The following is a 25222-nucleotide window of genomic DNA, read 5'->3' as shown; positions in this document are numbered from 1 at the left end:
GACGGCCGGGGCGGTGTGAGACCGAGGCCCGGCCCCGCCTCCTACAGCTTCGCCGTCCCCGCCCTGGCAGCTCCGCCCCCGGCCCCTACAGCTCCGCCGGTGCCGAGCCCTTCAGGTCCTCCAGGTCGAAGGACTCCGCCATCCGCGCGTACCCCTTGTCGCTGGGGTGGAGGTGGTCCCCCGAGTCGTAGTCGGACCGCAGCCGCCTCGGGTTGTACGGGTCCCTGAGCGCCTCGTCGAAGTCGACGACCGCGTCGTAGACCTCGCCGTCGCGGATCGCGGCGTTGATCCGCCGGCGGACGTCCTCCCTGGCATCCGTGTAGCCCCGGTGGCCCTGGAAGGGCATCAGGGTCGCGCCGACGACCTTGATGCCGCGGGCGTGGGCCTGGCGGACCATCGTGCGCAAGCCGTCGAGGATCTTGTCGGGGTCGGCGAGGTTCGGGTTGCGGAGGATGTCGTTGACGCCGAGGTCGATGACGACGACCTTCACGTTCGTGCGGCCGAGCACGTCCCGCCCGAAGCGCCCCAGGCCGCTCTGGTTGTCGGCGGGGCGGCCGAGGCCGTTGGCGAGGACCTGGTTGCCGCTGATGCCCTGGTTGACGACGCTGTAGCGGGGCAGGTCGCGGCCGGCCTCGATCGCGGTGCGCAGCCGGTCCGAAAGGACGTCGGTCCAGCGGTGGTTGGCGCCCTGGGTGGAGGTGATGCCGTCGGTCAGCGAGTCGCCGAGGACCACGATCGTGCCGTCGGACTCGTTGCTCAGCACGTCCAGCGCGGTCAGGTAGCGCCAGTACGGGGTCTGTTCGGTGTACGCCGTCCCCGTCACGTCCTCGGTGAGGTCGCCGTCGGCGACGTAGGAGATCTGGCGGGCGTGCGGGTGGTAGGTGACCGGCCCGGACTGGACGGGGGAGTACGTGGTGACCAGGACGTCACTGCCGTACGCGATGGTGACGCGCACCGCGTCGCTCATGACCTGGCCGCCGGCCGGGACCACGACGGTGGTGTTGCCGCCGAAGGTGAGGCGCCGCATCGTCTCCGCGGTCGCGGCGGCCGTGTCGCTGCCCGCGGCGACGGCGATCGACGCGTGGGTGATGGTCAGCGGCGACTGGCCGTAGAGGTTGGAGAGCGTGATGCGGGCACTCGTACCTCCTATGGAGGCGTGGACGACATTGCGTACCGAGCGGCCCGCCATGCCCGCGGTCTCGGTGCCGGGCTCGGCGCCCGCCGGGGAGGTGGACCATGCGCCGACCCAGGTGCCGGTGGAGGCGGGGGCGGCGGGGTTGTGCGGGGCGGCGCCCTGGGCGACGGTGGTGCGCCGGCTGGTGCTGCCGTCGTCGGCGGCGACACCGACGTATATGGCGGCGCAGAGCGCCACGATCAGGGCGACCATCCCAGAAAGCAGGGCATAACCGTTACGCCTGGTCATGCGGTGCGTATCTCCTCGGGCAGACGGGAGCCCGAGGCTCCGATGTGATCACCTCATGATGCGTCATGCGGTGAGGGGTGGTTGAACGGACCCCCCATTGGGCCACCGGAGTTCAGGAGTGAGCTCCCCCCACCTGACAGACGCCGGGAACTCCTGTTCCGTTCCAGGAGTCGGTCAGGAAGGGACAATGTGTACGGGGGATCACGAACGGGTGGAGTGGATGGAACGCACGAAACCAGATGAATCGGATACCGCTGACGTAGAGCAGCATGCCCGGCCGGCCGCCGCCGGTAACCGCGCGATGACCGCGTTCAGCGCCGCGGACGAGGAGAAACAGCGCGGCGTACGCCGGATGAAGCTCACGGCGGCCGGGCTGCTGCTGTTCGTGGCGGTCGTGTACGTGCTCGCCAAGGTGGCCTCCGGGCACGGGGCCGGTGCGTGGGCGGGGTATGTCGCCGCGGCCGCCGAGGCGGGGATGGTGGGTGCGCTGGCGGACTGGTTCGCGGTCACGGCCCTCTTCCGCCACCCGCTCGGTCTGCCCATCCCGCACACCGCGATCATCCCGAACAAGAAGGACCAGCTCGGGGTGTCGCTGGGGGAGTTCGTCGGGGAGAACTTCCTCTCCGAGGACGTCGTGCGCCAGCGGCTGCGGGCGGTGGGCATCGGCAGCCGGCTCGGTACGTGGCTGGCCGAGCCCGAGCATGCCGACCGGGTGACGGCGGAGCTCTCCGCGGCACTGCGCGGGGCGCTGACCGTGCTGCGGGACTCCGACGTACAGGCGGTCGTGGGGGAGGCGATCACCCGGCGGGCCGACGCGCAGGAGATCGCGCCGGGCATCGGGAAGATGCTGGAGAAGATCGTCGCGGACGGGGGACACCGGCGGGTGGTGGACCTGGTGGTGACCCGGGCGCACGACTGGCTCGTACTCCACGACGAGCAGGTCATGGACGCGGTGCAGGGCGGCGCGCCCGGCTGGACCCCCCGTTTCGTCGACAAGAAGGTCGGCGAACGGGTCTACAAGGAGCTGCTGCGGTTCGTCACCGAGATGCGGGACATGCCCTCGCATCCGGCGCGGGGCGCGCTGGACCGGTTCCTGACGGACTTCGCCTCGGACCTCCAGTCCGACACCGACACCCGCGCGCGTGTCGAGCGGCTCAAGGGCGAGGTCCTCGGGCGCGGCGAGGTCCAGGACCTGATCGCGTCCGCCTGGACCGCCGTACGGTCGATGATCGTGTCCGCGGCCGAGGACGAGCGCAGTGAGCTACGGCTCCGGGTGCGGGCGTCGCTGCTGTCGCTGGGGGCGCGGATGGCGGTGGAGCCCCGGTTGCAGGCCAAGGTCGACCGGTGGGTCGAGGGGGCGGCGGTGTACGTGGTGACGACGTACCGCCGGGAGATCACCCTGCTCATCACGGACACGGTGGCGGGGTGGGACGCCGAGCACACGACGAAGAAGATCGAGGCGCACATCGGGCGGGATCTGCAGTTCATCCGGATCAACGGCACGGTGGTGGGGTCGTTGGCGGGGTTGCTGATCTATACGGTGTCGCGGGCGTTGGGGGGGTAGGGCGGGCGGGGTGTGGGCGTGAGCGTGGGCGGGGGCAGACGCGGGTCGGGTTTCCGGCTGGCGTAGGGCGGGGTTCTTCTGGGCACTCGGCCCGGGTTCTCACTCGAGGAGGAGGGAGCCCATGACCACTGCCGAGGCCGAGACGGGCCGGACCGTTACGTCGAACATCCCCGCGAGACTCGACCGGCTGCCATGGTCGCGCTGGCACTGGACGATCGTCATCGGACTGGGCACCGTGTGGATCCTCGACGGCCTGGAAGTGACCGTCGTCGGCAACATCGCGGGGAGGTTGTCGGAGCCGGGGAGCGGGCTGCCGATCTCCTCCGGTCAGGTGACCGGGATGGCGGCGGCCCTGTATGTGGCCGGGGCGTGCGCGGGGGCACTGTTCTGGGGCCGGCTGACCGACAAATGGGGCCGCAAGAAGCTCTTCATGATCACCCTGGCGGTGTATCTCGCGGCGACCGCGCTGACCGCGATCTCCTTCTCCACCTGGTGGTTCTTCGCGTTCCGGTTCCTCACCGGGTTCGGGATCGGGGGCGAGTACGCGGCGATCAACTCCGCCATCGACGAGCTGATCCCGGCGCAGTACCGGGGCCGGGTCGACCTCATGATCAACGGGAGTTTCTGGCTGGGCGCGGTGGGCGGTTCGCTGCTGTCGATCGTCGCGCTGGACACGTCCGTGTTCGCGAAGGACGTGGGGTGGCGGCTGACGTTCGCGCTGGGCGCGGTGCTGGCGCTGGTGATCCTGCTGGTACGGCGTCATGTCCCGGAGAGTCCGCGGTGGTTGCTGATCCACGGTCGGGACGAGGAGGCGGAACGGATCGTGTCCTCGATCGAGGAGCGGGTGGAGGCGGAGCGGGGCGAGTCGCTGCCGCCGCCGTCCCCGGACGCCGAGCTCACGATCCATCAGCGGCGCAGCGTGACGTTCGTGGAGATCGGCCGGACGGTGTTCTCGAAGTACCGGCGGCGGGCGGTGCTGGGGTTCGCGCTCTTCATCGGACAGGCGTTCCTCTACAACGCGATCACCTTCGGCTTCGGTGCGATCCTGACGACGTTCTACGACGTCCCGACCGGGAGTACCGGCTACTACTTCGCGGTGATCGCGATCGGCAACTTCATGGGTCCGCTGCTGCTGGGGAAGCTGTTCGACACGGTCGGTCGCCGGGTGATGATCTCGTCGACGTATCTGCTGTCGGGGCTGTTCCTCTTCGGCACGGCCTGGCTCTTCGACCGCGGCGCGCTGGACGCGGCGACGCTGACGGCGTGCTGGTGTGTGGTGCTGTTCTTCGCGTCGGCGGGTGCGTCGAGTGCGTACCTGACGGTCTCCGAGATCTTCCCCATGGAGACCCGCGCGATGTCGATCGCCTTCTTCTACGCCCTCGGCACCGCGGCAGGCGGCATCAGCGGCCCGCTGCTGTTCGCCGACCTGACGGGCACGGGCCGTGTGGGCGACACCGTGCTCGCCTTCCAGATCGGTGCGGCCCTGATGTGCGCCGCGGGGTTGGTGGCTGCGGTGCTGGCGGTGAAGGCGGAGCGACGGTCCCTGGAGGACATCGCGCGTCCGCTGACGGCTGCGGCGTGAGTGGGTGGATGGCTGCGGCGGTCCGTCGCGGGCCGGTTGGGGTCTGGGGGCGCAGCCCCAGGGACCGGGGTTGAAGGGGCGGCAGGCCCTGGGGGATGGGACGGGTAGGGGCGGCGGGGGCGAGAAAAGGTTGGGTCGTGGCTACTCGGTGGTGCCGTGACGGGCCTTGTCTCGGCGGCGGAGCAGGAGGAGGCCTCCCGCGACGGCCGTGATGCCCGCCGTGGCGCTCCAGGCGAGGACGTCGGTGGAACCGGTGGCCGCGAGGTCCTTACCGGACGCCGGAGTCGCTGACGCGGATGCGGAGGACGCGGTTTGGGGGCGAGGGGCCGATGCCGCACCGGACGCCGCGGCCGATGGCGTGGCGGTGGGGGAGGGGCCTGCGGACGGCGTCGACCTGTCTCGTGTGAACGCCAGCGTCCCGAAGCCCAGTTGGTCGTAACCGCCACTGTTCGGCCCGTAGTCCCCACCCCCACCCTCCGGCCCGGACTTCGCGGCGATCCGGGTGAGGTACGAGGCGGACAGTCCCCGCCGCTTGGTGTAGTGGTTCGCGATCATCGCCCAGATCGGCCGGGTCATCGCGGGATCGACCCCCGCCGCCCCGGTCACCGTCTCCGACCCCGACCACCCGTTAACGGCCCCCTTGGCCCGCGTGTTCGCGGTGAACGGCACCTCCCCACCCATGCTCCACTTCGCCACGTACTGCGCCCCCTTGAGGAAGCGGCTGTCGTCGTAGCCGTACAGATCGATGCCCTGGTTCCACGCCATCTCGCAGAACGTCCCCATCAGCCCGACCCCCAGCAAGGCGTGCCCCTGATCCCGCCCCGCCTCCAACCACTGGGCGAGCCCGTCGTCGTACACGACAGGTATCGCGTTCTTGATCGAGCCGAGCCCCTCGCCGTGCTTGAAGTAGTCGACCGCGCGGCCGACTTGGGCCTTGTCGTCGCAGAGGATGCCGGTGGCCAGGACGCAGGCCATGGCGGCGAGGTCCCAGTTGGTCCAGTAGTTGGAGACGACCGCGTCGTTGTGCTTGACGAGGAAGCTGTCGCTGAGCGGCGCGAAGACCCCGGACAGCATCTCCTTGAAGCGGTCCAGCTCGAAGTCCGGGTGGTCACGGACGAGTTCGGCGGCGTTGGCGAACTGGTAGCCGTACAGACCGGCGGCGAGGAACCGGTCCGCGTTGCCGGCGAGCGCGGTGAGCCTGGCGGACCAGGCGTTGAGGATCGCCACGGCGGTGTCGGCGTGGGCGCTGTCACCGCTGACGTGGTAGCGCAGGCCGTTCTGGTAGGCGGCGTGGATGTCGTTGTAGAGGATCACGTAGTTCTGGCCGGTGCCGCCGCGGGTGACGGTCGCCTGCGGGTTCGCCGTCCAGCCGCTCTGCGCATGCCGGTTGGCGGTCAGCCTGGCGTACCCGGCGGTGTAGGGCGCGGCGCCCGCCTTCACCTTGGCCGCCATACGGGCCAGGTCCGTGGTGGTGTGCAGCAGCCCCGGGTGCGCGTAGCCGGAGTCGGCGGCCGAGGCGGGCGACGCCGGCAGGGTCGTACCGGCACCGACGGCTCCGACCGCTCCGACGGCTCCGGTTGCCTTGAGCATGGTGCGGCGGCTGATCAGTGAAGTCGAAGTCACGTGCGTCATTCCTCGCGTGCCTGTGGCTGGGGACGGTGAGGAGACGCGAGGGTGGGAGCGGGGATAACAGAAAGTCGACGGCGACTGCGAGGAGACGTACCCATGACCGTCCGCCGGATCATGCCCGACTTTCAGGTCGAGTCGGAGCGAGCGATGCGGGCCAGCCGCGACTTCTACGGCCTCCTCGGCTTCCGGGAGGTCATGGACATGGGGTGGGTGGTGACCCTCGCCTCGCCCACCAACCCCACCGCCCAGATCAGCTTCTTCACCGAGGAACGCACGGCCCCCGTCGTGCCCGACCTCAGCGTGGAGGTCGAGGACGTCGACGCCGTGTACGCGCAGGTCGTGGCGGCGGGCGCGGACGTCGTACGGGAGCTGCGGGACGAGGAGTGGGGCGTACGGCGCTTCTTCGTACGGGACCCGAACGGGCAGGTGGTGAACGTGCTCACGCACCGGAGCTAGCCGCCGTTCGGCGCGGGCTCCCAGTCCGGGCAGTACTCGACATGCATCAGCGGCATCGAACGGTCCAACAGGCCGGAGGACGGGTGCAGTTCGGCGCACGCGTGCCCGTCGGACCCGTGCCACCGGATGTCCCGGCCGGGACCCGTGTCGGCCAGGTCGAGGAAGTCGGCTGCGGCGTCGGCGAAGGGCAGCGCGCTGCCGCTCAGCACGAGGGTGTCGGCGGCGGTGGCCAGCCGGACCCGGTCGCGGAACCCGGCGTGATGGGCGCCGGGGACGGGGCGGTCCTCGGTGGCGGGGAAGTCGGCCCGGCGGAATGCGACCGTGTGCGGGCTGCCATGCCCCAGCCGGCCCCGGACCGCCTTCCAGCGGGAGGCCGGGAACTGCCGGGAGTGGTGCACCAGCAGCAGGTCACGGGCCTGGTGCGGCTCGCTCGGATGAGGACCCACGGGCCGCTCACCACGCCTCCGCAGCGGGACGTGCACCAGCGAGCGGGGCGAACGCGCGGCCAGCAGCCAGACCGCCGCCAGCTCCGCCGCGGCCTCCCGGTCCACCCAGAAGTCCAGCCAGTGCCCACTGTCACAGCACAGCGCACGGCGCAGTCCCGTCGTACGCAACACCCGGTACTCCTCGGCACCGAGCCGCACCCGGTGCTCCGTGATCCCCAGCCGCATCCTGTCCGTTCCCTCCCGCTTCCCCGCGTGCGCCTCGCGGGGCCGTCCGTACCGCCCGCTCTCAGCCCCGCCGGTCCGCCACCGCCCACGACGCCAGGGCGACCGCCCCCGCCACCCCGAACACCGCGGGCCAGGCGCCCACCTTCTTGGCCAGCGGATGCGACCCCGCGAAAGCGGCGACATACGCGGCCGTCAGCGCGCCCGCGGCCTTCCCGCCCGCCTGCTGCCGCCACTGCTGCGCGGCCGCGGCCCCGGCGGCCGCCAGCACGACCCCGCCCAGCTGCCGCTTCTTGGTCCAACGGGCCACGCCGTACCCACCGACGAGCCCGCCCGCCGCGACCACCGCGCTGGGAACCTTCGCCATGTCTGCCTCCTGAGAACTGGTGCCACTTCTGGCGATCACGTTCGATATGTCCCGAGGCTAACGCCGGGCCTGGACACCACTCCTACCGCCCCTCCTGCCGTAGGAGACCGGCAGCCTGCCTGTGCCGCCTACCGCGGGAAACGGGCCGTCGCAGAGAACCGAGGGGGCACCTTGAGCCACGTCACCACATCCGACGGCACCCGGATCGCCTACCGCGACCACCCCCGCCCCGGCGCGCCCCGCACCGCCCTCCTCCTGCACGGCCTGGCCGGCCACATGGGCGAGTGGGACGCCCTGATCCCGCGCCTGTGCCGGTCCGGCTTCCGCGTGGTGTCGTACGACGCCCGCGCCCACGGCGCCAGCACCCGCCGCCCGCCCGACGTGACCCGCGCGGCCTACGTCGAGGACGCGGCGACCCTGATCGGGGAACTCGCGCTGGGACCCGTCACCCTCGTCGGCCAGTCCCTGGGCGGGCATACGGCGATGCTGCTGGCGTCCGCCCGCCCGGAACTGGTGGCCGCGCTGGTCCTCGTCGAGGCGGGCCCGGCCGGGCCGAGTCCGGACGTACCGGCGCGGATCGGAGGGTGGCTGGACAGCTGGCCGACGCCGTTCCGGTCCCTCGCGGAGGCCGAGGGTTTCCTCGGGCACGCGGCGTGGGCGAGCGGGCTGGAGGAACGCGCGGACGGCTGGCACCCGCGCTTCGACCGGGACCGCATGGTCGAGTCACTGGCGGAACTGGCCGAGAACGCCTACTGGCGGGAGTGGTCGTCCCTCACCTGCCCGACCCTCGTGGTCCAGGGCGAGAACGGCACGATGCGTCCGACCGAGGCCGCCGACATGCGGGAGCTGCGCCCGGACACGCGGGTGAGGGTGGTGCCGGGGGCCGGTCACGACGTACATCTGGAGGAGCCGGAACAACTGGCGGATGCCATCGAGGAGTTCACGAGGACGGTCGGACACGACTACGACTCGAACGCTCGCTGACATGTTCGCCGGACCGGGCCGGACCGGACCGGACCGGACCGAGCCGGACCGGACCGAGCCGGACCAAGCCGGACCGGACGATGACGAGGATCGAGCCATGGATGTCTTCCTGACCACCGCGCGGCTACGGCTGCGCGCTTTCACCGAGGCCGACACCGACGCCTTGTTCGCGCTGGACAACGACCCGGACGTCATGCGCTACCTGAACGGCGGAAAGCCGACGTCCCTGGAAGCGATCCGCACCCGCACCCTCCCGCACCTCCTCCACGACTACCCGTGCCTGGGCACCCGCGGCTTCTGGGCGGCGGAGGAGCGGGAGACGCGTGTCTTCGTGGGCTGGTTCGAGTTCCGCCCGCTGGAGGAGCACAGCGCCGCGGTCGTGGAGCTGGGATACCGGCTGAACAAGGCCGCGTGGGGTCGTGGCTACGCAACCGAGGGCTGCCGTGCGCTGATCGGCAAGGGCTTCGGTGAGCTGGGGGTGGAGCGGGTCACCGCGAACACGATGGCGGTGAACGCCGGGTCGCGAAGGGTGATGGAGAAGGCGGGGCTGACCTTCGTACGGGGGTTCCGCAGCGAGTGGCCGGAGGCGATCGCGGGGTCGGAGCACGGGGAGGTCGAGTACGAGCTGAGGCGTGCCGACTGGCACGGCTGAGCTGTCACGCCCGGGTGAGGGGGCCCTCGGAGGAGGGTGATACGCGACGGCCGGCGTGATGAACACCGCACCGGCCGTCCGCGGAGGCTACCGGTGTCAGAGCTGACCGGACTCGGCGATGGTGATCTTCGCCGAGGTCGCACCGCTGCCCGAGCCGAGCGACTCGATCTTCTTGACGACCGCCATGCTGGCCTCGTCGGCGACCTCGCCGAACACCACGTGCTTGCCGTCCAGCCAGCTCGTCACGATCGTGGTGATGAAGAACTGCGAGCCGTTGCTGTTCGGGCCCGCGTTGGCCATCGACAGCAGGCCCGGACGGTCGTGCTTGAGCTTGAAGTTCTCGTCGGCGAACTTCTCACCGTAGATGCTCTTGCCACCCGTACCGTTGCCCCGGGTGAAGTCCCCACCCTGCAGCATGAAGTCCGGGATGACCCGGTGGAACGAGGACCCGGCATAACCGAAGCCCTTCTCGCCCGTGGCCAGCGCGCGGAAGTTCTCCGCGGTCTTCGGGACGACGTCCTCGAAGAGGTTGAAGTTGATACGGCCGGCGGGCTCGTCGTTGATGGTGATGTCGAAGTAGACCTTGGTTGTCATGGGACTATCCTGCACCCTCCGCTTGAGCTGCCGTAATCGTGGGGGCGGGTGCGTTGCGGTACGGTCCGGACTGGCAGGTCACCTCTGCTCCTGTACTCAGGGCAATCACGATCGGCCCAGGAGAGCGTCGGTAGCGCGTCGCGGCCGTTGGGCATTGAGCGACATGCTGAGGGCTTACGGCTGCGGTGCGCAGTCCGTCGAAAAGCCCTCGTGTACTCACGAACATGATGCTGGCCTTCCAAGTACACGGCATCGGTGATGCCGTCGCGGTACACCAGGTCTGGGTCTGCCTGGTCGGGGACGCCGAGCAGCGTGAAGGTGTCTGTGGCCCGGATGGGTGCCCGAGTCAAAAATCACGGCTCTCCGGCGAGCTCGGACCGAGCAGGTTGGGTTCGACGATCTTCGAGGAGTCGGTGATCGGTGTCGTCCGGCAGGCAGCGTTCGCTGCCGCGCCGGTCCCCGTCACCGCGCCGGTCTTCCTCGGCGCCCTGCCGCCACCCAGCTCTCAGTGGTTCAGCGTTCGTGCGAAGAAACCCAGGTCGGAGTCATCCGGGGTGCCGACGAGCAGCGCACGGTCCAACAGGATGTTGTTGTGTTCACAGCTCGTCTCCGGCAGCATCACGCAGGCATGGCAGGCGGCCAGGTTCGTTCCGCCGGTGCCGGACGCCTCGGACTCGACACAGAGAGGGTCGGAGGAGCACCACTCGGCACGTCGGACAGCCGAACGGATCGTCCGATCGAGGAGCTCCGGTTCGCCCTGGGCGACGAGCCCACCGAGGCTACCCGCCGAGTCGCTCGTCGCGGTGTAGACGAGCACACCCGCCATGTCGTCCGCCGCGTACAGACGCTCCCGCAGGGCGGCGGCCGGGTAGCCGGCCTCCAGGCTCCACTCGTTGATGAGCACATGGGCCAGCGTGTGCAGCAGGACCATGCGAGGTGTCGCCGGGGAAGGGGGGACGCGACTCGGATCTCCGGCGCGCTGTTCCATCACCCGCTGGTGAGCCGTGCGCATCCGCTCGACCCGAGCGGCGACTGCGGTGGCCTTCTCCCAGGAACCGAGTCGTTCCGCGTCCAGGCGGAGGAAGACCCCCTCGCCGCGCACCTCCATCGCGGGGAGCCACTGCAGCGGGGAGTCGGAGAGCGGAACCTCGTTGGGCTCGGTCGTCGCGTCGGGGTCGGCGAGCCGGGTGAACGCCTTGAGCGCGCGCACCTCACGGAGCTTCTTCACCAGCATCGGACCCGAGACGCCGAGAGGACGGAGCACGCTCGTGTCACCCAGCGGGGTCTCGCAGATGAACTGCTCGTCCCGGGACCGCTCGCGTTCGTCGTTGCCCGCGCAGAGTCGGTCGTACTCCTTGTTGCGCAATGCGCGATAGCGGTGGTCGAAGGTGGGCCCGTCCTCGCCGCTCGGATCCTCCTCGCGTTCCGCGTCCAGGAGTGCCATCACCTCGTCGACCGGGACCGGACTCTCGCCCTTGAACACGAACTTCAGACACATCTGGACCTCCGCGCGGCTGTTGAGCTTGCGGAGCTCGTCCCAGTGCTCGGCGAGTGGATCGGCGCGGCCGTCACTCCACGGCGGGATGGAGAGCGCCGACTTCAACACCGGCTGCCACACGGCCGAGGAACCGCGCTGGAGGGTGCGCGGCGCCATGCCGCAGACCTGGGCGGGGGCGGAGGTACCGAGCCACGGGCGGGTGCCACGGCAGCGCAGGCCCAGATCCTTGAGCGCGCTCTTGCGGAACGAGCCCTCCATGGAGACCTCGGGCACCCCGCAGGTGCAGGACACGAGGATCGAGCGGAGCGAGGAACTACGGCCGGAGGTACGCATCTTGAGCGTCCCTCCACACTGTCCGGCGGTCGTGGTACCGGCGCCCGAGGCACGATGGACCCAGTGCCAGTACGGGAAGTCGTCGAGGTGCCCGGCCTCGCAGGCGATCACGAAACGGGAGGGCACGAGGTCGGCTTCACACGTGCCGCAGACGCTCCGGCCGGCGGGTGGATTGAAGTCGCGGTGTCGGCGCAGGTCGTTGCACTCGGGGCAGGCGTGCATGAGAGGGAAACGACGCACCCGGATGCCGTCCCTGCTGGTGTCCTCGGACGCGGGGGGCAGCCGAAAGTGCTGGACGTCGAGGAGACGGGCGAGGCGCCGCTCGTGGATCCGGGGGGACTCGTCGCTGCTCCAGTGCTCATCGGCTCCGTCCAGGCCGGAGACGATGAAGGACTCCTGGTCCACGGCGACGAGCGAGCCGACACCGTACGTGGTGATCGCCTGAGCCCGACGAACAGCGCCGCGTCGAGGCAGATTGCGGGCGGGCGTGGCGCCGTTCGTGCCGGTCCGGCGGCGACGTGCGGGGGGCGGGGTCATCGGGTTGCCTCCATGAACAGGGCGGACTCGGCGTCGACATCGCGCAGACTCCACAGGGTGCGCCATGCATCGGCGTCCTCGGATTCGTCGTCGTACGACTTCAGGAGCGAGGGGGTGCGGCTGCCTCGGCGCGGCTCGAAGAGCAGCCCGCCGTGCGTGTCGGCCTCGTCGCACCACCAGTCGACGAACTCGTCGAAGGCACGCCCTACCGCGTCGACTTCGTCAGGGGCGACGTCCTGGACGCGATTCAGCAGGATGGGCCTGACCTCCTCGCGGAGAAGGTGTTCGTAGGACTCGATCCGGCCTGCGGCGTCGTTGTCGTAGGCGGCCGGGATGAGGATGCGGGCCAGCGCGACGATCACGGCGTGCAGGCCTCGCTCGCGAGCACGTGCGGAGAAAGGAGTGACCGACGTGGACTCGACCTCGCGGTAGAGGGCGGAGTGGAAGTGCAGGAAGTTCTCGTAGTGGGACCGGTCGCGGGATCGGGTCGCGTTGAGCATGACGGCGACCAGTCCGGGATGGGCACGACCGACGCGGCTGGTGGCCTGGATGTACTCGGCCGTGGTCTGCGGCTGGCCCATGACGGCCATCAGCCCGAGCCGGTCCACGTCCACACCGACCGCGATCATGTTGGTGGCGAGGAGAACATCCACGGCGTCCTCGTCGGGCAGCTTCTTCTCGATGCCCTTGAGGCGGGTGGGGATCTCGCTGGCATCGATCCGACTGGTCAGCTCCGAGTAGTTGGCCACCGAGCGGAGGGGCGCGCCCTCCCGTTCGGCGAGCACTTCCAGATACGCCACCACGTCGTCGTGGACCTGGAGTTCGGCCGCGGACAACAGCCGGAGGCTGTTGAAGTAGCCGACGAGACTCCAGTACGCGTCGCGCACCTCGTCCTCGGTCCTGGCCTGCTGGGCCCGGTGCAACAAGGTGGCGTACGTACGGATCAAGAGCGTGGACTGACTGGTGCCGGGGGCCAGGAGCCCGACGTAGCGGCGGCTCGCCTTCTCCTCGCGCGGGGTCTCCACCGCGAACCACGAGTCTCGGGCGTCCAGGCCCGCGGGCGGGAACTGGCGGACCTCACGCGCGAAGAGGTGGCGGCCCTGGTCGGCGGCGCGGCGAATGGTCGCCGTGGAGGCGATCACCTTGGGTCGGCCCGCGAGCGCATCCACCGCGGTCTCGTAGAGGCCGGTGAGTGTGCCCAATGGCCCGGAGATCAGGTGGAGTTCGTCCTGAACGATCAGTTCCGGGGGTGGGGTGCGATCGCTCGGGTCGTTCCGGTTGAAGAGCGCCGCGGTGGCGGGACGCCAGGGCATCGAGGCGAACTTGTCGACGGTGGCGATCACCAGCGTGGGTCGGGCGTCGTACACCGCCTCGTCGATCAGGTGGACGGGCAGACCGTCGGCGAAAGCGCAGTCTGTACCGGGGCACCGGACGTGCATCCGCTTGGCGTCCTCGTCGACCTCGTAGGCACGGGCGTCGAGGCGGGTGCCGCACCAGGGGCAGGCGTGGAGCTGGACAGGGTTCTCGGTGGCGAGACGCTTGTCGAGGTCTCCGCGGAGCTCGGCGAGCCTCCCCTCGGCCTCCGCCAGAGTGTTGGGGGTCGCCGAGCGGCCCACCCACATGCCGATGGAGAACGGCTCGTGCCCCAACTCGGGCCTGGCGCGCCGCATGTGCTCCATGGCGCAGATCAGGATCGCGGCCCGCTCGAACTGCTGGAGCGTGAGCAGCCGGAGCGTGTAGCGCATGAGCACGGTGACGCCGCCACCACTCTCCTTCTTGCGGATGCGGCGCAGGAAGGAGGTCACTGCGATCAAACCGAGATACGCCTCCGTCTTACCACCGCCGGTGGGAAACCAGAGGAGGTCGGAGATGCCCCGGTCGTCGTGCTCGGGGTCGTCGATACCGGCCAGGCAGAGCAACAGGAACGCGATCTGGAACGGGCGCCAGCGGCCGGCGGTCGGGTCGGGGGAGCCGATCCGACCGTTCTTCACCCATGCGCTTCGAGCCCGCTGGTAGGCCATGGCGTGGTTGGCGAGCCGGAAGGCTCGCATCAAGTCGGGCTTGGACTCCAGGAGTTCGATGCCCGCGCGGATGCGTCCGAGCGCCTCACGACAGGCTTCCACCTGGTCCTGGGCGGGCTTCTGGTGCATGTCGTCGGCCAGCGCGTCCGCTTCGGTCTCCTTGCGGTCGATCCAGCGCTCGTAGCCGTCGGCGAGTGCTCGTAGGGCGGCCACGATCTCGGCGTCGGAGCCGTCGGCCAAGCCGAGCATGGACAGGGGGGAGTCGTCGATCTCCGGGTTGGAGTCGGTGAGCAGTACCTCCACGGTCGGTACGAACTCGCTCCGCACCTCGGTGACGGCGGCCACGACGGTGTCGGTCACGCCGATCGGCGGCGGCGTCCAGTCCCACTCGGCGGCGCAGCCGTGACCGACGGCGAAGGTCGGGGCGTGGCGGTGCAGCAGCCGGCTGGTCGCGACCTCGGGGTCATGAGCAGCGGCTGGGGCCGGACGCTCGACGAAAACGGTCGATCCGTCGGCGGCGCTGATCGTGAGACCGCACTGGAACAAGGAGAACGCGTCCTGAAGTTCCCGCTCGCCGACTCGGTGGGTGTTGACCAGAGTGACCGTGATCGTGACCGTGCCGGTGGATGGGTCGGGGCGCCGGATGTTGGCGCGCAGCGCCACTCCCGGAGCGAGGTCTTCCTGCCACCTGGGATCGGGGGTGGTCACGTCGATCCGCTGCTCCGGAAGGTCGAGTTCCTTGCGGCGCCACTGCTCCCGTTGGTCGGACGTGGTGCGGGCCTCGGCCCGACGTGCGGAGATCGGCTTGCCGTCCGCGTCGGTGGGCTCGTAGACGGCTGCGCGCGCCGAGACGACGATCGCCTCGGTGGCGGCAGCGACCGCGAAGGTGAGTCCCATGGACGAGGGGCGGCGGGATCCGGCGGCACCCACCTCCTGAGCCGTGCCGGACTCCTCGACGTTGTCACGGGTGCGCTGCGGGGCGATGTCCAGGCCGTCGTGTTCGTCGTCGTCCGCCCGGAGCTGCTCCTCCGCGGCGGCGCTCGCCGCACGCGGGTAGAGGACGCCGGTGAGGTAGCGGTCGATCGGCGCCTCTTGGGCCAGTACCTCGTCCCGGTCCTCCGGCGCGGCGTCCGGAGCGGGGCCGAGGAGTTCGCGGCGGAGCCCCATCAGGAGCTCCTCGTCCCGGACCCGATAGTGCTCGGAGTGCCGACCTGTGTCCTGTGTCATGCGCCCTGCTCCTCGTTGTTGCCGGCCCGTCGGTACATTCCGATGCCGATGATCCGGGGGACGATCCACACACCTCGGTCGCCGAGACCGGCATTGACGCCGGCGGCGGTACTGCCCGACACCGTCTCCAGGACGTCGACGCGCAGGCCGTGGATCTCGTCGGGCCACCACGGGTCCCACGTCCGGTTCACCTTCTGCACCTGGAACAGCTCCTCGCGGAACCGCTCCGATGCCTCAGCGATCTCTCGCCCGTCGTGCATCAGGGCGTACGGCGGGCTCTGGCACTCACCCATCGGCAGGTCGTGGCGCTTGCACAGCACGACTTCTGCACCGGGACGGACATGTTCAAGGAGATACGTCTGAGTCGCCGCCGCGTCGGTCTCGTGACCGGGCGGGTTGTCGCGACAGACGTCGCCTGCCTCGGCGACGACCCCGAAACGGTCGTACGACCGCCAACCACCTACGTACCGGCGCCCGTTCTTCCTGCCGCCGGCTCTCTTGACGATCGGCAGCTCGGGAGGACTCGCGTGGTAGAGATCCTGCCGGACGCGCGTCATCGCCACGTACAGGGCGCGCACCTCGGCGGGGAGGTCCAACTCCTCCTTGTACTGCTTGTGGAGCTCGGCGACGCTCGGCGGGGCCAGAACGATCACCCGGTCGAACTCGAGGCCCTTGGCCCGATGCACGGTGGAGACGACGATCCGTGTGGTCTCGGGATCGGCCGCCTCGTCAGGGAACCTGCCGTCGGCGACCAGGCGCCGCAGCCGCTCCAGATCGAGCACATTGCGTCCGGTCGAACGGGTCGCCCGCCGCAGCACCGTCCACAGGGCGCTCGCGTTCGGCTCGTACGGCAGAGGGACCTCCGCGAGCAGGGAGCGGAACCGATCCTCGGTGAGACCGGTCGCCTCTGTGCGGCGCAACAACTCGGCCACCCAGTACGGCACCGGCCGCTCTTCGAGGGGGCGCCGCAGCCGATGGTCGACGCCGTGCTCGTGGAGCAGGCCGGAGACCACCAGCGCCTGGCGGTTGTCGCGGGTGAGGATCGCGCAGGTGTCGGTGAGGTTCCGCAGACTGTCCAGAGCGAACGGGGCGGTGAGATCGCCCGTTCCGTTCGCCGGATCCAGAAGGAGGTCGCGAAGTTCCGTGTAGAGGGTCGCCGCCTCGTCCGTGTCACTGATCCGCTGGAGCCGGGGGCCGTGGGTCAGCGCGATCCGAGCCTCGGCGGTGGTGGCCCGGAAGTTTTGAGTGAGACGCAGCTCCACCAGGTCGTCGGGGTACGAGCAGCGGAGCCAGTCGAAGAACCGACCGGTTTCGTCGGCGCGCTCCGTCGGGTCGGCGATCTGGAAGCCGTAGACGGACTGGGCCGCGTCGCCGACGACGGTGAAGCCACAACTGTCCTGGTACCGGTCGAGCAGGGCCTCGACCAGCTCTCGGCGCCCGCCCAGCAGATCCTGCACCTCGTCGATCACGACATGAGCGGGCGGGACGGCGTCGCCGGCCTCCAGCGCCCCCTTCTCGACCGCTTCGACCGCGGCGGTGATCCGCTGGTCGAAGCCGACCGCACCCCACTCGCCGTCCGGATACGCCTGGACGAGCACTCCGTAGGCCCAGGCGTCGAACGTCTGGGCGCGCACGCGCCGGGCCCGCTCCCCGTGCCGCGCGATGCGCTCACGCAATTCGCGGGCGGCCGCTCGGGAGAAGGTGAGCACCAGGATCTCGGCGGCCTCCAGCGCCTCGTCGGGGTCCTCGTGACCACACAGCGCGTCGAGCCTGCGCACCAACGTGTGCGTCTTCCCCGCCCCCGCACCGGCGGTGACCAGCACGCGCGCGTCCCAGGGCTGCTCGACCACGGCCCGCTGCTCCTCGGTGAGCGGAGGGCTGTCGAGGTAGGCGTCGGTCACGTACGGCTCCAGAGGTGCTCGAACTGGGTGAAGGCGAGCTGGGTGTCGAAGTTCTCGATGTTGTCGCTGACGTTGAGGATCAGGCAGCTGTCCTTGCCGCCGTTGCGTGGTCCGCGCAGTCCCCGACCGATCATCTGCTGGTAGACGTTGGTGCTGTAGACCGGCCTGGCCACGACCACGGCACGAGTGGCCGGCGCGTCGAATCCCTGGGTGAGCACACCGTAGTTGGTGAGCACGCGAATACGTCCGTTTCGGAACTTCTCGATGCGAGCACGGCGATCCTGCGCACTGGTCGTCGAGTCGACCGCGGCGGACGGGACACCCTGGTCGTTGAGCATGGCCGCCAGATACTTGGCGTGGTCCACGGAGGTGGCGAACAACAAGGTCGGCCAGTCGTCCGGCAGTTCGGCCACCGAGTCCACGATGCGGCGGCTGCGCGCGTGGTCGTCGGCGAGCCGCTGCTCGGCGGCGCGGGAGAGCATCGCCATGCGGTCGGCATGTGTCTTCTCGTCCCGGGTCAGCTCGATCCGGCCGCCCTCCAGGGTGCGGTGCTCGACCTGGGCGAGCATGCCCCAGTCCTGGAGGTCGCGATACGGGTCACCCGACGGGAAGACACCCTGGTCGAGTCGCCTGTTGCCGAAGCGATTGACCAGGCGGCGGGTCTCGTCCTCGTTGGTGCTGCGGAACGGGGTGGCGGTGAGCCCGAGCAGATGCCGACCGGTCTCGTACTGGGTGAGTTCCAACTGGCTCAGGATCTCGGTGTATCGCTTGGAGATGGCCGTGTGCGCCTCGTCCACGATCACCAGTACGGCCTGCCGCAACCAGGCGTACTGGTCGACGCCGAGGCACCGCTCCAGCTTGGCGTCGGTGGCGACCACGAGGTGGGGATGGTCGACGACATCACCGACCTCGTTGCTGCTCCACAGCCTGCTGATGGCGAGGGGGCGCTCCGCGCCGACCTTGCTCCAGACGAACTTCCAGCTCTGTACAGCCTGTTCGCAGAGCTCCTCGGTCTGCGCGATCCACAGCACCGGACCCTTGAGGTCGCCGACCCGCTTGACCCAGCGGATCACGGCCTCGGCGGTGACCCGGGTCTTTCCGGCGCCGGTGGGCAGGGACAGCATGCCGCGCTGGGGGGCCAGTCGGTCGAGCATGGTGGAGATGTTCCGGACCAGGTCCTCCTGGTAGTCGTGGAGGCTCGGGAAATCCCGAGGGCCCTCGACGGTCTCGAACGGAGGCGGGGACGGAGTCCTCGAACCGGCGAACGCGACAGGCAGTCTCAGGTCCGAGACGAAGGCGACGGCGGCCGACGAACCCCCGTACGCGACAGGCGCGTTGGGGAAGCGGGCCTGGATGTCCCGGGCATGCTGCTGGAGCACACCGTCGCCGTGCGCGTTGAACGCCATCTGCGCGATCCGACGCCCGGCCGGCTCCACACCGTCGGCCGCCTGCAGCTCGGCTTCCATCAGCCCCTCCGGGAGCCCGGCCCGAAGAGCGTCCGCTCCGATCAGCAGCTCGACCTTGGCCACCACGTCCTCGGCCTCGCGCACCGCGGCCTGTGCCGCCTTCAGCTCGCTGTCGCGGGCCATGCGGTCCTGGTGCTCCAGCACCGCGCGGCAGCCGGCCGTGCCGAGGCCGAGGCCCAGCTCGCGGTCGATCAGCCGCAGCATCGGCTCGGGCTCCAGAGGCACACGGACCTTGACCGTGCTGTCCTGGCGCACGGCGTCCAGAGGGGAGGCCTGCGTGCCGTTGGGCGTGCGGGTGACCTCCTCCAGTTCGGTGCAGCGCTGCACCATGCTGTTGCGGTTCCCGCTGTTCAGACGCTGCCGCAGAGCGGGGAACAGCTCGACCAGCGGTACGGGGTCGCCCTCCGGCACCTCGCGGGTCTCTCGGCTGATCACGTCGGAGTAGCGGAGCATGCCCCACTTCTCGACCATCAGCTCGGCGTCCTCGGAGGTCGGTACGAGCAGCGCCGGGAGCTGCTCGGCACGGAGCGCCCGGTACTCGGCGGCGCCGACGGCGAGGGTGATCTCGCCGTCGGGACGGGTGCTCCACGTGTCGCCGATCCGGCAGCGAGTCAGGGAGTCCTCGGGGAAGTCCGCGCCGAAGCGCGTCAGCATCACATAGGTGGCCCCGACGAAGGTGTCGTCGTCGCTGCGGGACACCTCCTCGAGGAGCGCGTCCCAGCGGTCGGTGGGAACCTCGTCGACGGTGGTCGGAAGCCGCAGCTTTCGGGCCTTCTCGGGCGAGATGTCGGCGACGGGCAACACATCGCGGTAGGCGGCGAGTTGGGGACCGACGGCTTCCCTGAGCGGCTTGAGCCCCTGGGAGGTGGTGACCATGCCGTACTTCCGCAGCATCCAGCGGATCGGCGAGACGACCGCCTGCCGGGTGCCGGTCTGCGCGCCGATCTGGCGTGTCCAGTTGTCCACCACGGCGTCGTCGGGCAACACCTTCAGAAAGGCGGCGCGCGACTCTTCGGACAGGGCACGGAAAAGGTGGAGCGGGCCACCGATCGCGGCACCCTCGACCTTCATCCGGTTCAGCGAGGGGCGGGGGGCACGGCTGTCCAGGCCGCGCAAGTAGGAGGCGTGGACGGCTTCGCGGTACTCCTCGAACCAGGTCTCGTCCGTCTGGGGCTGCACCCCTCCGGACGGTCGTTCCCGCAGGCCGATCTGGGTGAAGAAGGGCATGTCGTCGGAGTGGAACGCCATGTCGACGGCGACAGCGGGATCGCGCTTCGCGTCGACCACGGCACCCGGCAGCATGCAGTCCTCGACCGGCCGGAACCGCCCGTCGGCGGTCCGCACACGAAGCGTCGCGCGCGGCGTGGGCACCCGTTCCAGGACCTTGTGGGCCAGCCGACGGACCCCGGCCTGGCGGAACAGCTCCCAGAACTGCTGCCAGTCGGACTCCCTGTAGTGGCCGAAACCTTGGTCGAGAACGCTGTCGAACCGGCCGTCCGCATCGGCCTCGCGAATCCCCAGGACATCGAGTGCGTGCGCCAGCGAGAGGTCCTGGGCGAGCTCGTCGACCACGTACACCGTCGATTCACGCAGGCCGTCCTGGTCGGCGCGGCGGTACACCTTGCCGTGCACGGGGGCGACGAGACCGTGCTCCTCGGTGAGGACGATGTGGGCTTTGCGGGCCTCCTCGACGAACGGGGACTGGACCTCGATCATGTCGGCGAGGATGCGGATCGCCGTCGCGGACGCCTCAGCGGTGCCCTTCGCGACGAGGGCCTCCAACCACTCGCGTACATCCGCTCGTTGATGCTTGGCCGCGCCGAGAATGTGCTCGACCTTGCCGGAGCGCAGAGTGTCCGTTTCGACGCTCGGGTGCAGCCAGTTCGACGGCCGGTCCGGGCACGCGTGCCACATCCGCAGCCAGCGGGCCAGGGATTTCAGTTCCTTCTTCGGGTCCTTGGGGCGAGGGTGCACCCGCAGCTCGGTCGGCACGCGCAGCACGCCGTCCTGGTCGGGCAGCGACGGAGTGACGGCGGCGCGCTTCCAGACCTCTACGGTCAGGAACGCGTCCGCCCAACTGATCGCTTCCTTGTCACGACCGGGCAGTAGCGGCAGATAGGCGGCGGGATCCTCGGCGGGCGCGAGGGCGGGCAGCGAGTCGACGACCAGCTGTGCCGCTCGCCGGATCATCTCCTGGTTGAAGGGGGAGGAGTCGAGGAGGTTCTGGCGGTCCTCGTTCGTCTTCCAGGCCCCGTTGAGGATGCCGCTCAGCGACATCTCGTACTTGGTCGGGAAGAAGGACCAGAATCTGCCGCGCCCGCGCGCCCGCGGGCTGACGTAGAGGCCGCTCTCGAGGTCCTTCTCCAAGGTGGGGACACCCCAAGAGAGGTCGAGCGAGAGCCGGTCGTGGAGCTCACCGGCGTCCGCACGGGCCGCGGGGCCGGGCTCGTGGGTGGTCGTGAACACCCGCCATCGGTCGGTGACGACGGCCTTGCCGGTCCGCTCCTCGACCACGGTGTGCAGATCGCCGGCCTGTTCGGTGGTCAGGGTCCGGCGGGCCATGGGTCGGGGCCGGCGGTCCTCCAGTACGACCTTCGCGACGTGCGGCGAGAAGAGCTGGAAACCGACCGGGAACTCCTCGCGGGGCTCACCGTGGTCCTTGGCGCGGCCACCGTGCATGTCCCGACCCAGCCGGTCGTCGGCCTTCGGGAGCAGAGGCAGACGAACCACGGTGGTTGCCCAGGTCAGCAACTCGTTCAGGACGGGGTCGGCCGCGCGCTCGGCCTGTATGTCGAGGGGGCGGGCCATCCGCAGGACGGGCGCGTCGAACTCGGGGCCGTAGCGTGCCGTCACCCCGGGCACGTCCTTGATCTGCGCGTACGACCAGGATCGGTCGAATCCGAAACTTCCGGTGCGGCTGAAGAACTCCGGGGCGTCGGTCACGACGAGGACGGATTTCACGCCGACCCCGAATCGTCCGATCTGACCTCCGCGCTTCTTCGACATGCTCATCCGAAGAATTGTCTCCGCGCCTTCCGGGGTCACCGGATTTCCTTCGTTGGCGCAGTACAAGTACCCCTCGGTGAGGACGACATGCACTCGCCCGCCCGGCTCGTCGGCGATTTCGTCGGCCGCGTTCTGGACGAGCTCGAAAAGCTGGCGGTCACCATATCCGCCCTGAGTGATACGGCGCTCGCCATTTGCATGCTCGGCCACGAGGCCGGGGTCCACGGCATAGGTCTGCAGGACGCGTGAGGACTGCTCGAGAACGGTTTGGATCACCGAAGAGGACGAAGGTGGCACTGCTTCTGCGCTCCTGAGGTATCAAGGTCCGGACGAAAGCGTGAGTGGCGGGCCGACTGCCGGCTTCGTGCAGCCGGCCCGTGTCGTAGGTGGCGCTGATGGTCGGGCGTGCCTGGTCGGTCAGGCCGCGGGGGAAGTTCTGTCCGGCAGGTTCTGAACCGTCTTGGCCAGGTCGGGGAAGCTGTCGGTGAAATCCTCTTCGGTCAGGTTGAAGCCGTGGAGAACCTCCACCACCTGGACCCTGCTCGTTGCCGTCTGAATCGCCAGCTCAAATGCGCTCAAATCCCGGGACGAATACAAATAGTCGCAGTCCTGCCCACCCATAGAGGGTCCACCCCTGTTACGTCGTGTTTTTGAAATCGCGCAGGGGTGTATTCGGATACACGTCCCCCGTGAAGTGAATGCATGGTCGGTCTTGAGAGAGATCCTTTTCCCGATGATTACGCTACCGGGTGAATCTCGGGTGGCGCCAGTCGTTTTGGAGAAATGTTTCTTTGTGAGGTCCGGGACCGGTTTTGGACATACTTCTTTCCAGGCCGCCCGGCCTTCCCGATTTGCGGGTTTCACGAGCGAGATGGATTCACCATCGTCACTAAATTATCCACAGCCACTCCAATGCGCAACCCCGAACTTCCGTTCAGGTGTGGGGAGTTGACCGTTCCGCGCTTCCGTGGGGCGGGCGATCGTGCGGAAGTCGGGCTATCTGGACATGTCAGACAACGATCTGGAGTGACCGAGCCTGTTCGACCCGATCAACTTTTGGTTGACGCCTGCGAGTGTGTCAAATTAGCCTCCTGGTCTACAGCATGTGACGCGCATGCGACTCCAAGGGAAGAACGGGTGGCGCGTGGAGACAGGTGAGGAGTTCGGGCCCTGGCTGGCCCGTCAGCTCAAGCTGGCAGGGAAGAACCAGGCCGAACTGGCTGAGGAGCTCGGACTGACTCGAGCTGCCGTCTCCGCGTGGATCACCGGAAGGTCGACTCCACGCCCGACTGTCATGGTCGACATCGCGAAAGCTCTCGGCACGGACCTCGGCACGGTGCACACCCGCACCACCGACACCCAGGCCGGCCTCCCGCTCATCTGGTATCACCGTCCCGGCTACCGCGACGGCGGCCGTGACCTGGGCAATGCCGCCGCTTTCGCCTTCGATGCGGACGTGCAGGTTCTCGCTCGCGAGACGTGCCAGAACAGCCTCGACGAACGACTGACGGACAACGGTCGCCCGGTCCGTGTCCGCTACACGCTGCATGAGCTGACCGGCAAGGCGCTGGACGACTTCCGCGAGGCGATTCTCTGGAACGAGCTCTTCCCGCACTATTCCGCCGTCTCGGAGATCGCCGCCAATCAGAAGGTCGGTCGTGTCGTGGACGCCGGAGTGCGCGACATGTACGAGAAGGGCCGCCTGGTCCTGCTGCGTGTCGACGACTACAACGCCTCGGGGCTCACCGGTGACGACTACGCGGACGGAAAGTTCGCGGCCGTGGTCAGGCGCCAGCTGGAGAGCCTCAAGTCAGGGCGTGACGCGGGCGGTTCCTACGGCCTGGGCAAGGCGACGCTGTGGGCCACCAGTGCCCTCGGGCTCGTACTCATCAACTCCACTCTGTCCGAGCCGCACGAAGGGCGTAAGGAGCGTCGGCTCATCGGCCGTCTCGAGCTGCCCTGGCGGGAGGTCGACGGCAAGCCGTACGCGGGCCCCGCCTGGCTCGGGCGCCCCGACCCCGACTCGCCGGGTGCGGAGGTCGCCCGCTCCTGGTGGGCGGACGAGGAGACCGTTGCGCGTCTGCACCTGACGCGGGAGAACGACGAACCCGGTACCTCCTTCCTCATCGTCGGCGCGCACGACGTGGCCAGCCTCGACGAGAAGTCGTCCGACGTCGACGACGAGGGCGGCGACGTGGACGAGGAGGGCACCCAGGACACACGTGACATCCGCAGGATGCACCGGCGTCTGGTCAAGGCGCTGGGCCGTGACTTCTGGGCCGCGATGACCGGCGGGGGAGGTCAACTGCCCCGCCTGGAGGTCTTCGTGCGTGCCGTGCGCAACGACGGTGAAGTGGTCGTGGCGGAGGAACAGGTGGACCCGTCCGTCGAGCAGCCCTCCCGGACTCGTGCACTGCGGGCGTACTACGAGGGCACCACCGTGGATCGGCTCACCGAGTCCGGGCAGGTGGTGGCGCGAAGCGTCCCGCTCAACCTCCCTCTGCTCGGAGGTGCCCGGGGGACTCTCGGCACCCACCAAGCGGTCGTGTTGGTCACGGACGCCCTCACCGACGCCGACCAGAAGAAGGACGGGCCGAAGAACCAGGTGCACTCGCTGCGCGGCAATCGCATGACCGTCAAGAAAGCGACGGTCCCGAACCTGCCGATCGGCACCAATCCGTTCCAGGCCGTCCTCCTGGTGGGAGAGGCCGCCGGGGAGTCGGCCCTCTTCGCGCAGGACGCCGAGGAGTTCCTGCGCGCCGCGGAACCGCCCGAGCACGACCGCTGGGGCCAGACGGAGGAGCTGACCCTGCGGTGGTCGCCGTCCGCGCACCGTCGGATCCAAGCTCTCACCTCCGAGGTCAACAGCGCGGTCAAGGAACTCGTCGTCGCACAGCCGAAGCGCGGCGGCCGTGAGGGCGGGGAAGCCCTGCGCAAGGCACTGACCGTGAAGAAGAGGCCCAAGGCCAAGGTGCCCACCGGGCCGGTCGTTCCGGAACTGAACGACCTCGACGCGACGATCGGCGCCGACGGGGAATGGCAGATCACCGCCGAGGTGAGCATTCCGCGCGGCGACGAGGTCGTTCCGATGGTGCCGGTCGCCCAGTTGGACGTCCGTTCCGGGGGCCGCCCGAAATTGGATTGGGCGGAACTCGTGGCGGTCGAGGGCTGCGAGGTGGACGACGGTGTCCTGCGCTTCACACCTGGTGCACGGCGTGCGAAGTTCCGAGGGTCCACCGATGTCACCAGCCATCCGGTCAGGACCACGCTCACACGCCTCGTTGTCGAGCTCCGTGCCGGCAAGGGGGAGTGAC

Annotated in this window: 16 protein-coding genes and 1 pseudogene; 6 read left to right on the top strand and 11 right to left on the bottom strand. The window is 69.4% G+C overall.

Features of this window, described 5'->3' with window-relative positions:
• Positions 1–85 precede the first annotated feature (85 nt).
• Complete coding sequence (locus ACFY0U_RS04520) at positions 86–1423, bottom strand: SGNH/GDSL hydrolase family protein (RefSeq protein WP_388630000.1); 1338 nt, start codon at positions 1421–1423, stop codon at positions 86–88.
• Between the two features lie 187 nt (positions 1424–1610).
• Between ACFY0U_RS04520 and ACFY0U_RS04515 the strand changes: the two genes are divergently transcribed.
• Together ACFY0U_RS04515 and ACFY0U_RS04510 are read left to right on the top strand one after the other, a co-directional pair.
• A complete protein-coding gene (locus ACFY0U_RS04515; protein ID WP_388629998.1) occupies positions 1611–2987 on the top strand; it encodes a DUF445 domain-containing protein in 1377 nt (458 codons plus the stop codon).
• Between the two features lie 121 nt (positions 2988–3108).
• Positions 3109–4569, top strand: coding sequence for an MFS transporter (locus ACFY0U_RS04510; RefSeq protein WP_388629996.1), 1461 nt, complete (start codon positions 3109–3111; stop codon positions 4567–4569).
• A 141-nt stretch (positions 4570–4710) separates the two neighbouring features.
• On the opposite strand, the gene ACFY0U_RS04505 is transcribed toward ACFY0U_RS04510, so the two are convergent.
• Complete coding sequence (locus ACFY0U_RS04505) at positions 4711–6201, bottom strand: alginate lyase family protein (RefSeq protein WP_388629994.1); 1491 nt, start codon at positions 6199–6201, stop codon at positions 4711–4713.
• A 93-nt stretch (positions 6202–6294) separates the two neighbouring features.
• Between ACFY0U_RS04505 and ACFY0U_RS04500 the strand changes: the two genes are divergently transcribed.
• The gene (locus ACFY0U_RS04500) at positions 6295–6654 is read left to right on the top strand and encodes a VOC family protein (protein WP_388629992.1); all 360 of its coding nucleotides are present in this window, start codon (positions 6295–6297) and stop codon (positions 6652–6654) included.
• On the opposite strand, the gene ACFY0U_RS04495 is transcribed toward ACFY0U_RS04500, so the two are convergent.
• Both ACFY0U_RS04495 and ACFY0U_RS04490 read right to left on the bottom strand, forming a co-directional pair.
• The gene (locus tag ACFY0U_RS04495) at positions 6651–7325 is read right to left on the bottom strand and encodes a hypothetical protein (protein ID WP_388629990.1); all 675 of its coding nucleotides are present in this window, start codon (positions 7323–7325) and stop codon (positions 6651–6653) included. The two genes, ACFY0U_RS04500 and ACFY0U_RS04495, sit on opposite strands and share 4 nt — an antisense overlap.
• A gap of 61 nt (positions 7326–7386) precedes the next feature.
• Positions 7387–7689, bottom strand: a complete 303-nt coding sequence (locus tag ACFY0U_RS04490; RefSeq protein ID WP_388629988.1) for a hypothetical protein — start codon at positions 7687–7689, stop codon at positions 7387–7389.
• 171 nt (positions 7690–7860) lie between these two features.
• Here ACFY0U_RS04490 and ACFY0U_RS04485 point away from each other — a divergent pair, with 171 nt between their 5' ends.
• Positions 7861–8673, top strand: coding sequence for an alpha/beta fold hydrolase (locus tag ACFY0U_RS04485; RefSeq protein ID WP_388629986.1), 813 nt, complete (start codon positions 7861–7863; stop codon positions 8671–8673).
• Between the two features lie 97 nt (positions 8674–8770).
• Positions 8771–9325, top strand: a complete 555-nt coding sequence (locus ACFY0U_RS04480; RefSeq protein ID WP_388630453.1) for a GNAT family N-acetyltransferase — start codon at positions 8771–8773, stop codon at positions 9323–9325.
• Positions 9326–9421: 96 nt separating this feature from the next.
• On the opposite strand, the gene ACFY0U_RS04475 is transcribed toward ACFY0U_RS04480, so the two are convergent.
• The 7 genes and pseudogenes from ACFY0U_RS04475 to ACFY0U_RS04445 form a co-directional block, all read right to left on the bottom strand.
• A complete protein-coding gene (locus ACFY0U_RS04475) occupies positions 9422–9919 on the bottom strand; it encodes a peptidylprolyl isomerase (RefSeq protein WP_388629984.1) in 498 nt (165 codons plus the stop codon).
• Between the two features lie 154 nt (positions 9920–10073).
• Positions 10074–10270: pseudogene (locus ACFY0U_RS04470) on the bottom strand (Scr1 family TA system antitoxin-like transcriptional regulator); the annotation flags it as partial.
• A 154-nt stretch (positions 10271–10424) separates the two neighbouring features.
• Positions 10425–12287 carry a DrmB family protein gene (gene drmB, locus ACFY0U_RS04465; protein ID WP_388629981.1) on the bottom strand — a complete coding sequence of 621 codons (1863 nt, stop codon included), beginning with the start codon at positions 12285–12287 and terminating at the stop codon, positions 10425–10427.
• Positions 12284–15535 (bottom strand): helicase-related protein, encoded by a 3252-nt coding sequence (locus tag ACFY0U_RS04460; RefSeq protein WP_388629978.1) that lies wholly within the window; start codon positions 15533–15535, stop codon positions 12284–12286. The genes drmB and ACFY0U_RS04460 overlap by 4 nt, the downstream gene beginning before the upstream one ends.
• On the bottom strand, positions 15532–17436 hold the full coding sequence (locus ACFY0U_RS04455; protein WP_388629976.1) for a UvrD-helicase domain-containing protein: 1905 nt from the start codon (positions 17434–17436) through the stop codon (positions 15532–15534). Before ACFY0U_RS04455 ends, ACFY0U_RS04460 begins: the two co-directional genes overlap by 4 nt.
• Positions 17433–22205, bottom strand: a complete 4773-nt coding sequence (locus ACFY0U_RS04450; RefSeq protein ID WP_388629973.1) for a DEAD/DEAH box helicase — start codon at positions 22203–22205, stop codon at positions 17433–17435. The genes ACFY0U_RS04455 and ACFY0U_RS04450 overlap by 4 nt, the downstream gene beginning before the upstream one ends.
• A gap of 120 nt (positions 22206–22325) precedes the next feature.
• Entirely contained in the window at positions 22326–22529 is a 204-nt protein-coding gene (locus ACFY0U_RS04445) for a hypothetical protein (protein ID WP_388629971.1), read from the bottom strand.
• Between the two features lie 493 nt (positions 22530–23022).
• On the opposite strand from ACFY0U_RS04445, the gene ACFY0U_RS04440 reads away from it, so the two are divergent.
• A complete protein-coding gene (locus ACFY0U_RS04440; RefSeq protein WP_388629969.1) occupies positions 23023–25221 on the top strand; it encodes a helix-turn-helix domain-containing protein in 2199 nt (732 codons plus the stop codon).
• Position 25222: the final 1 nt, after the last annotated feature.

Origin of the sequence: Streptomyces sp. NPDC001536 (genome assembly GCF_042894505.1) — a bacterium.
GTDB lineage: Bacteria > Actinomycetota > Actinomycetes > Streptomycetales > Streptomycetaceae > Streptomyces.
This window is presented reverse-complemented; position numbering and strand designations above follow the sequence as displayed.

What these genes read in the sequence shown, in the direction of transcription:
- ACFY0U_RS04445 (WP_388629971.1), bottom strand. Translation starts at nt 22,529, where the DNA reads ATGGGTGGGCAGGACTGCGACTATTTGTATTCGTCCCGGGATTTGAGC.
- ACFY0U_RS04480 (WP_388630453.1), top strand. Translation starts at nt 8,771, where the DNA reads ATGGATGTCTTCCTGACCACCGCGCGGCTACGGCTGCGCGCTTTCACC.
- ACFY0U_RS04500 (WP_388629992.1), top strand. Translation starts at nt 6,295, where the DNA reads ATGACCGTCCGCCGGATCATGCCCGACTTTCAGGTCGAGTCGGAGCGA.
- ACFY0U_RS04495 (WP_388629990.1), bottom strand. Translation starts at nt 7,325, where the DNA reads ATGCGGCTGGGGATCACGGAGCACCGGGTGCGGCTCGGTGCCGAGGAG.
- ACFY0U_RS04510 (WP_388629996.1), top strand. Translation starts at nt 3,109, where the DNA reads ATGACCACTGCCGAGGCCGAGACGGGCCGGACCGTTACGTCGAACATC.
- ACFY0U_RS04490 (WP_388629988.1), bottom strand. Translation starts at nt 7,689, where the DNA reads ATGGCGAAGGTTCCCAGCGCGGTGGTCGCGGCGGGCGGGCTCGTCGGT.
- ACFY0U_RS04515 (WP_388629998.1), top strand. Translation starts at nt 1,611, where the DNA reads ATGTGTACGGGGGATCACGAACGGGTGGAGTGGATGGAACGCACGAAA.
- ACFY0U_RS04460 (WP_388629978.1), bottom strand. Translation starts at nt 15,535, where the DNA reads ATGACACAGGACACAGGTCGGCACTCCGAGCACTATCGGGTCCGGGAC.
- ACFY0U_RS04475 (WP_388629984.1), bottom strand. Translation starts at nt 9,919, where the DNA reads ATGACAACCAAGGTCTACTTCGACATCACCATCAACGACGAGCCCGCC.
- drmB (WP_388629981.1), bottom strand. Translation starts at nt 12,287, where the DNA reads ATGACCCCGCCCCCCGCACGTCGCCGCCGGACCGGCACGAACGGCGCC.
- ACFY0U_RS04440 (WP_388629969.1), top strand. Translation starts at nt 23,023, where the DNA reads ATGCGACTCCAAGGGAAGAACGGGTGGCGCGTGGAGACAGGTGAGGAG.
- ACFY0U_RS04520 (WP_388630000.1), bottom strand. Translation starts at nt 1,423, where the DNA reads ATGACCAGGCGTAACGGTTATGCCCTGCTTTCTGGGATGGTCGCCCTG.
- ACFY0U_RS04505 (WP_388629994.1), bottom strand. Translation starts at nt 6,201, where the DNA reads ATGACGCACGTGACTTCGACTTCACTGATCAGCCGCCGCACCATGCTC.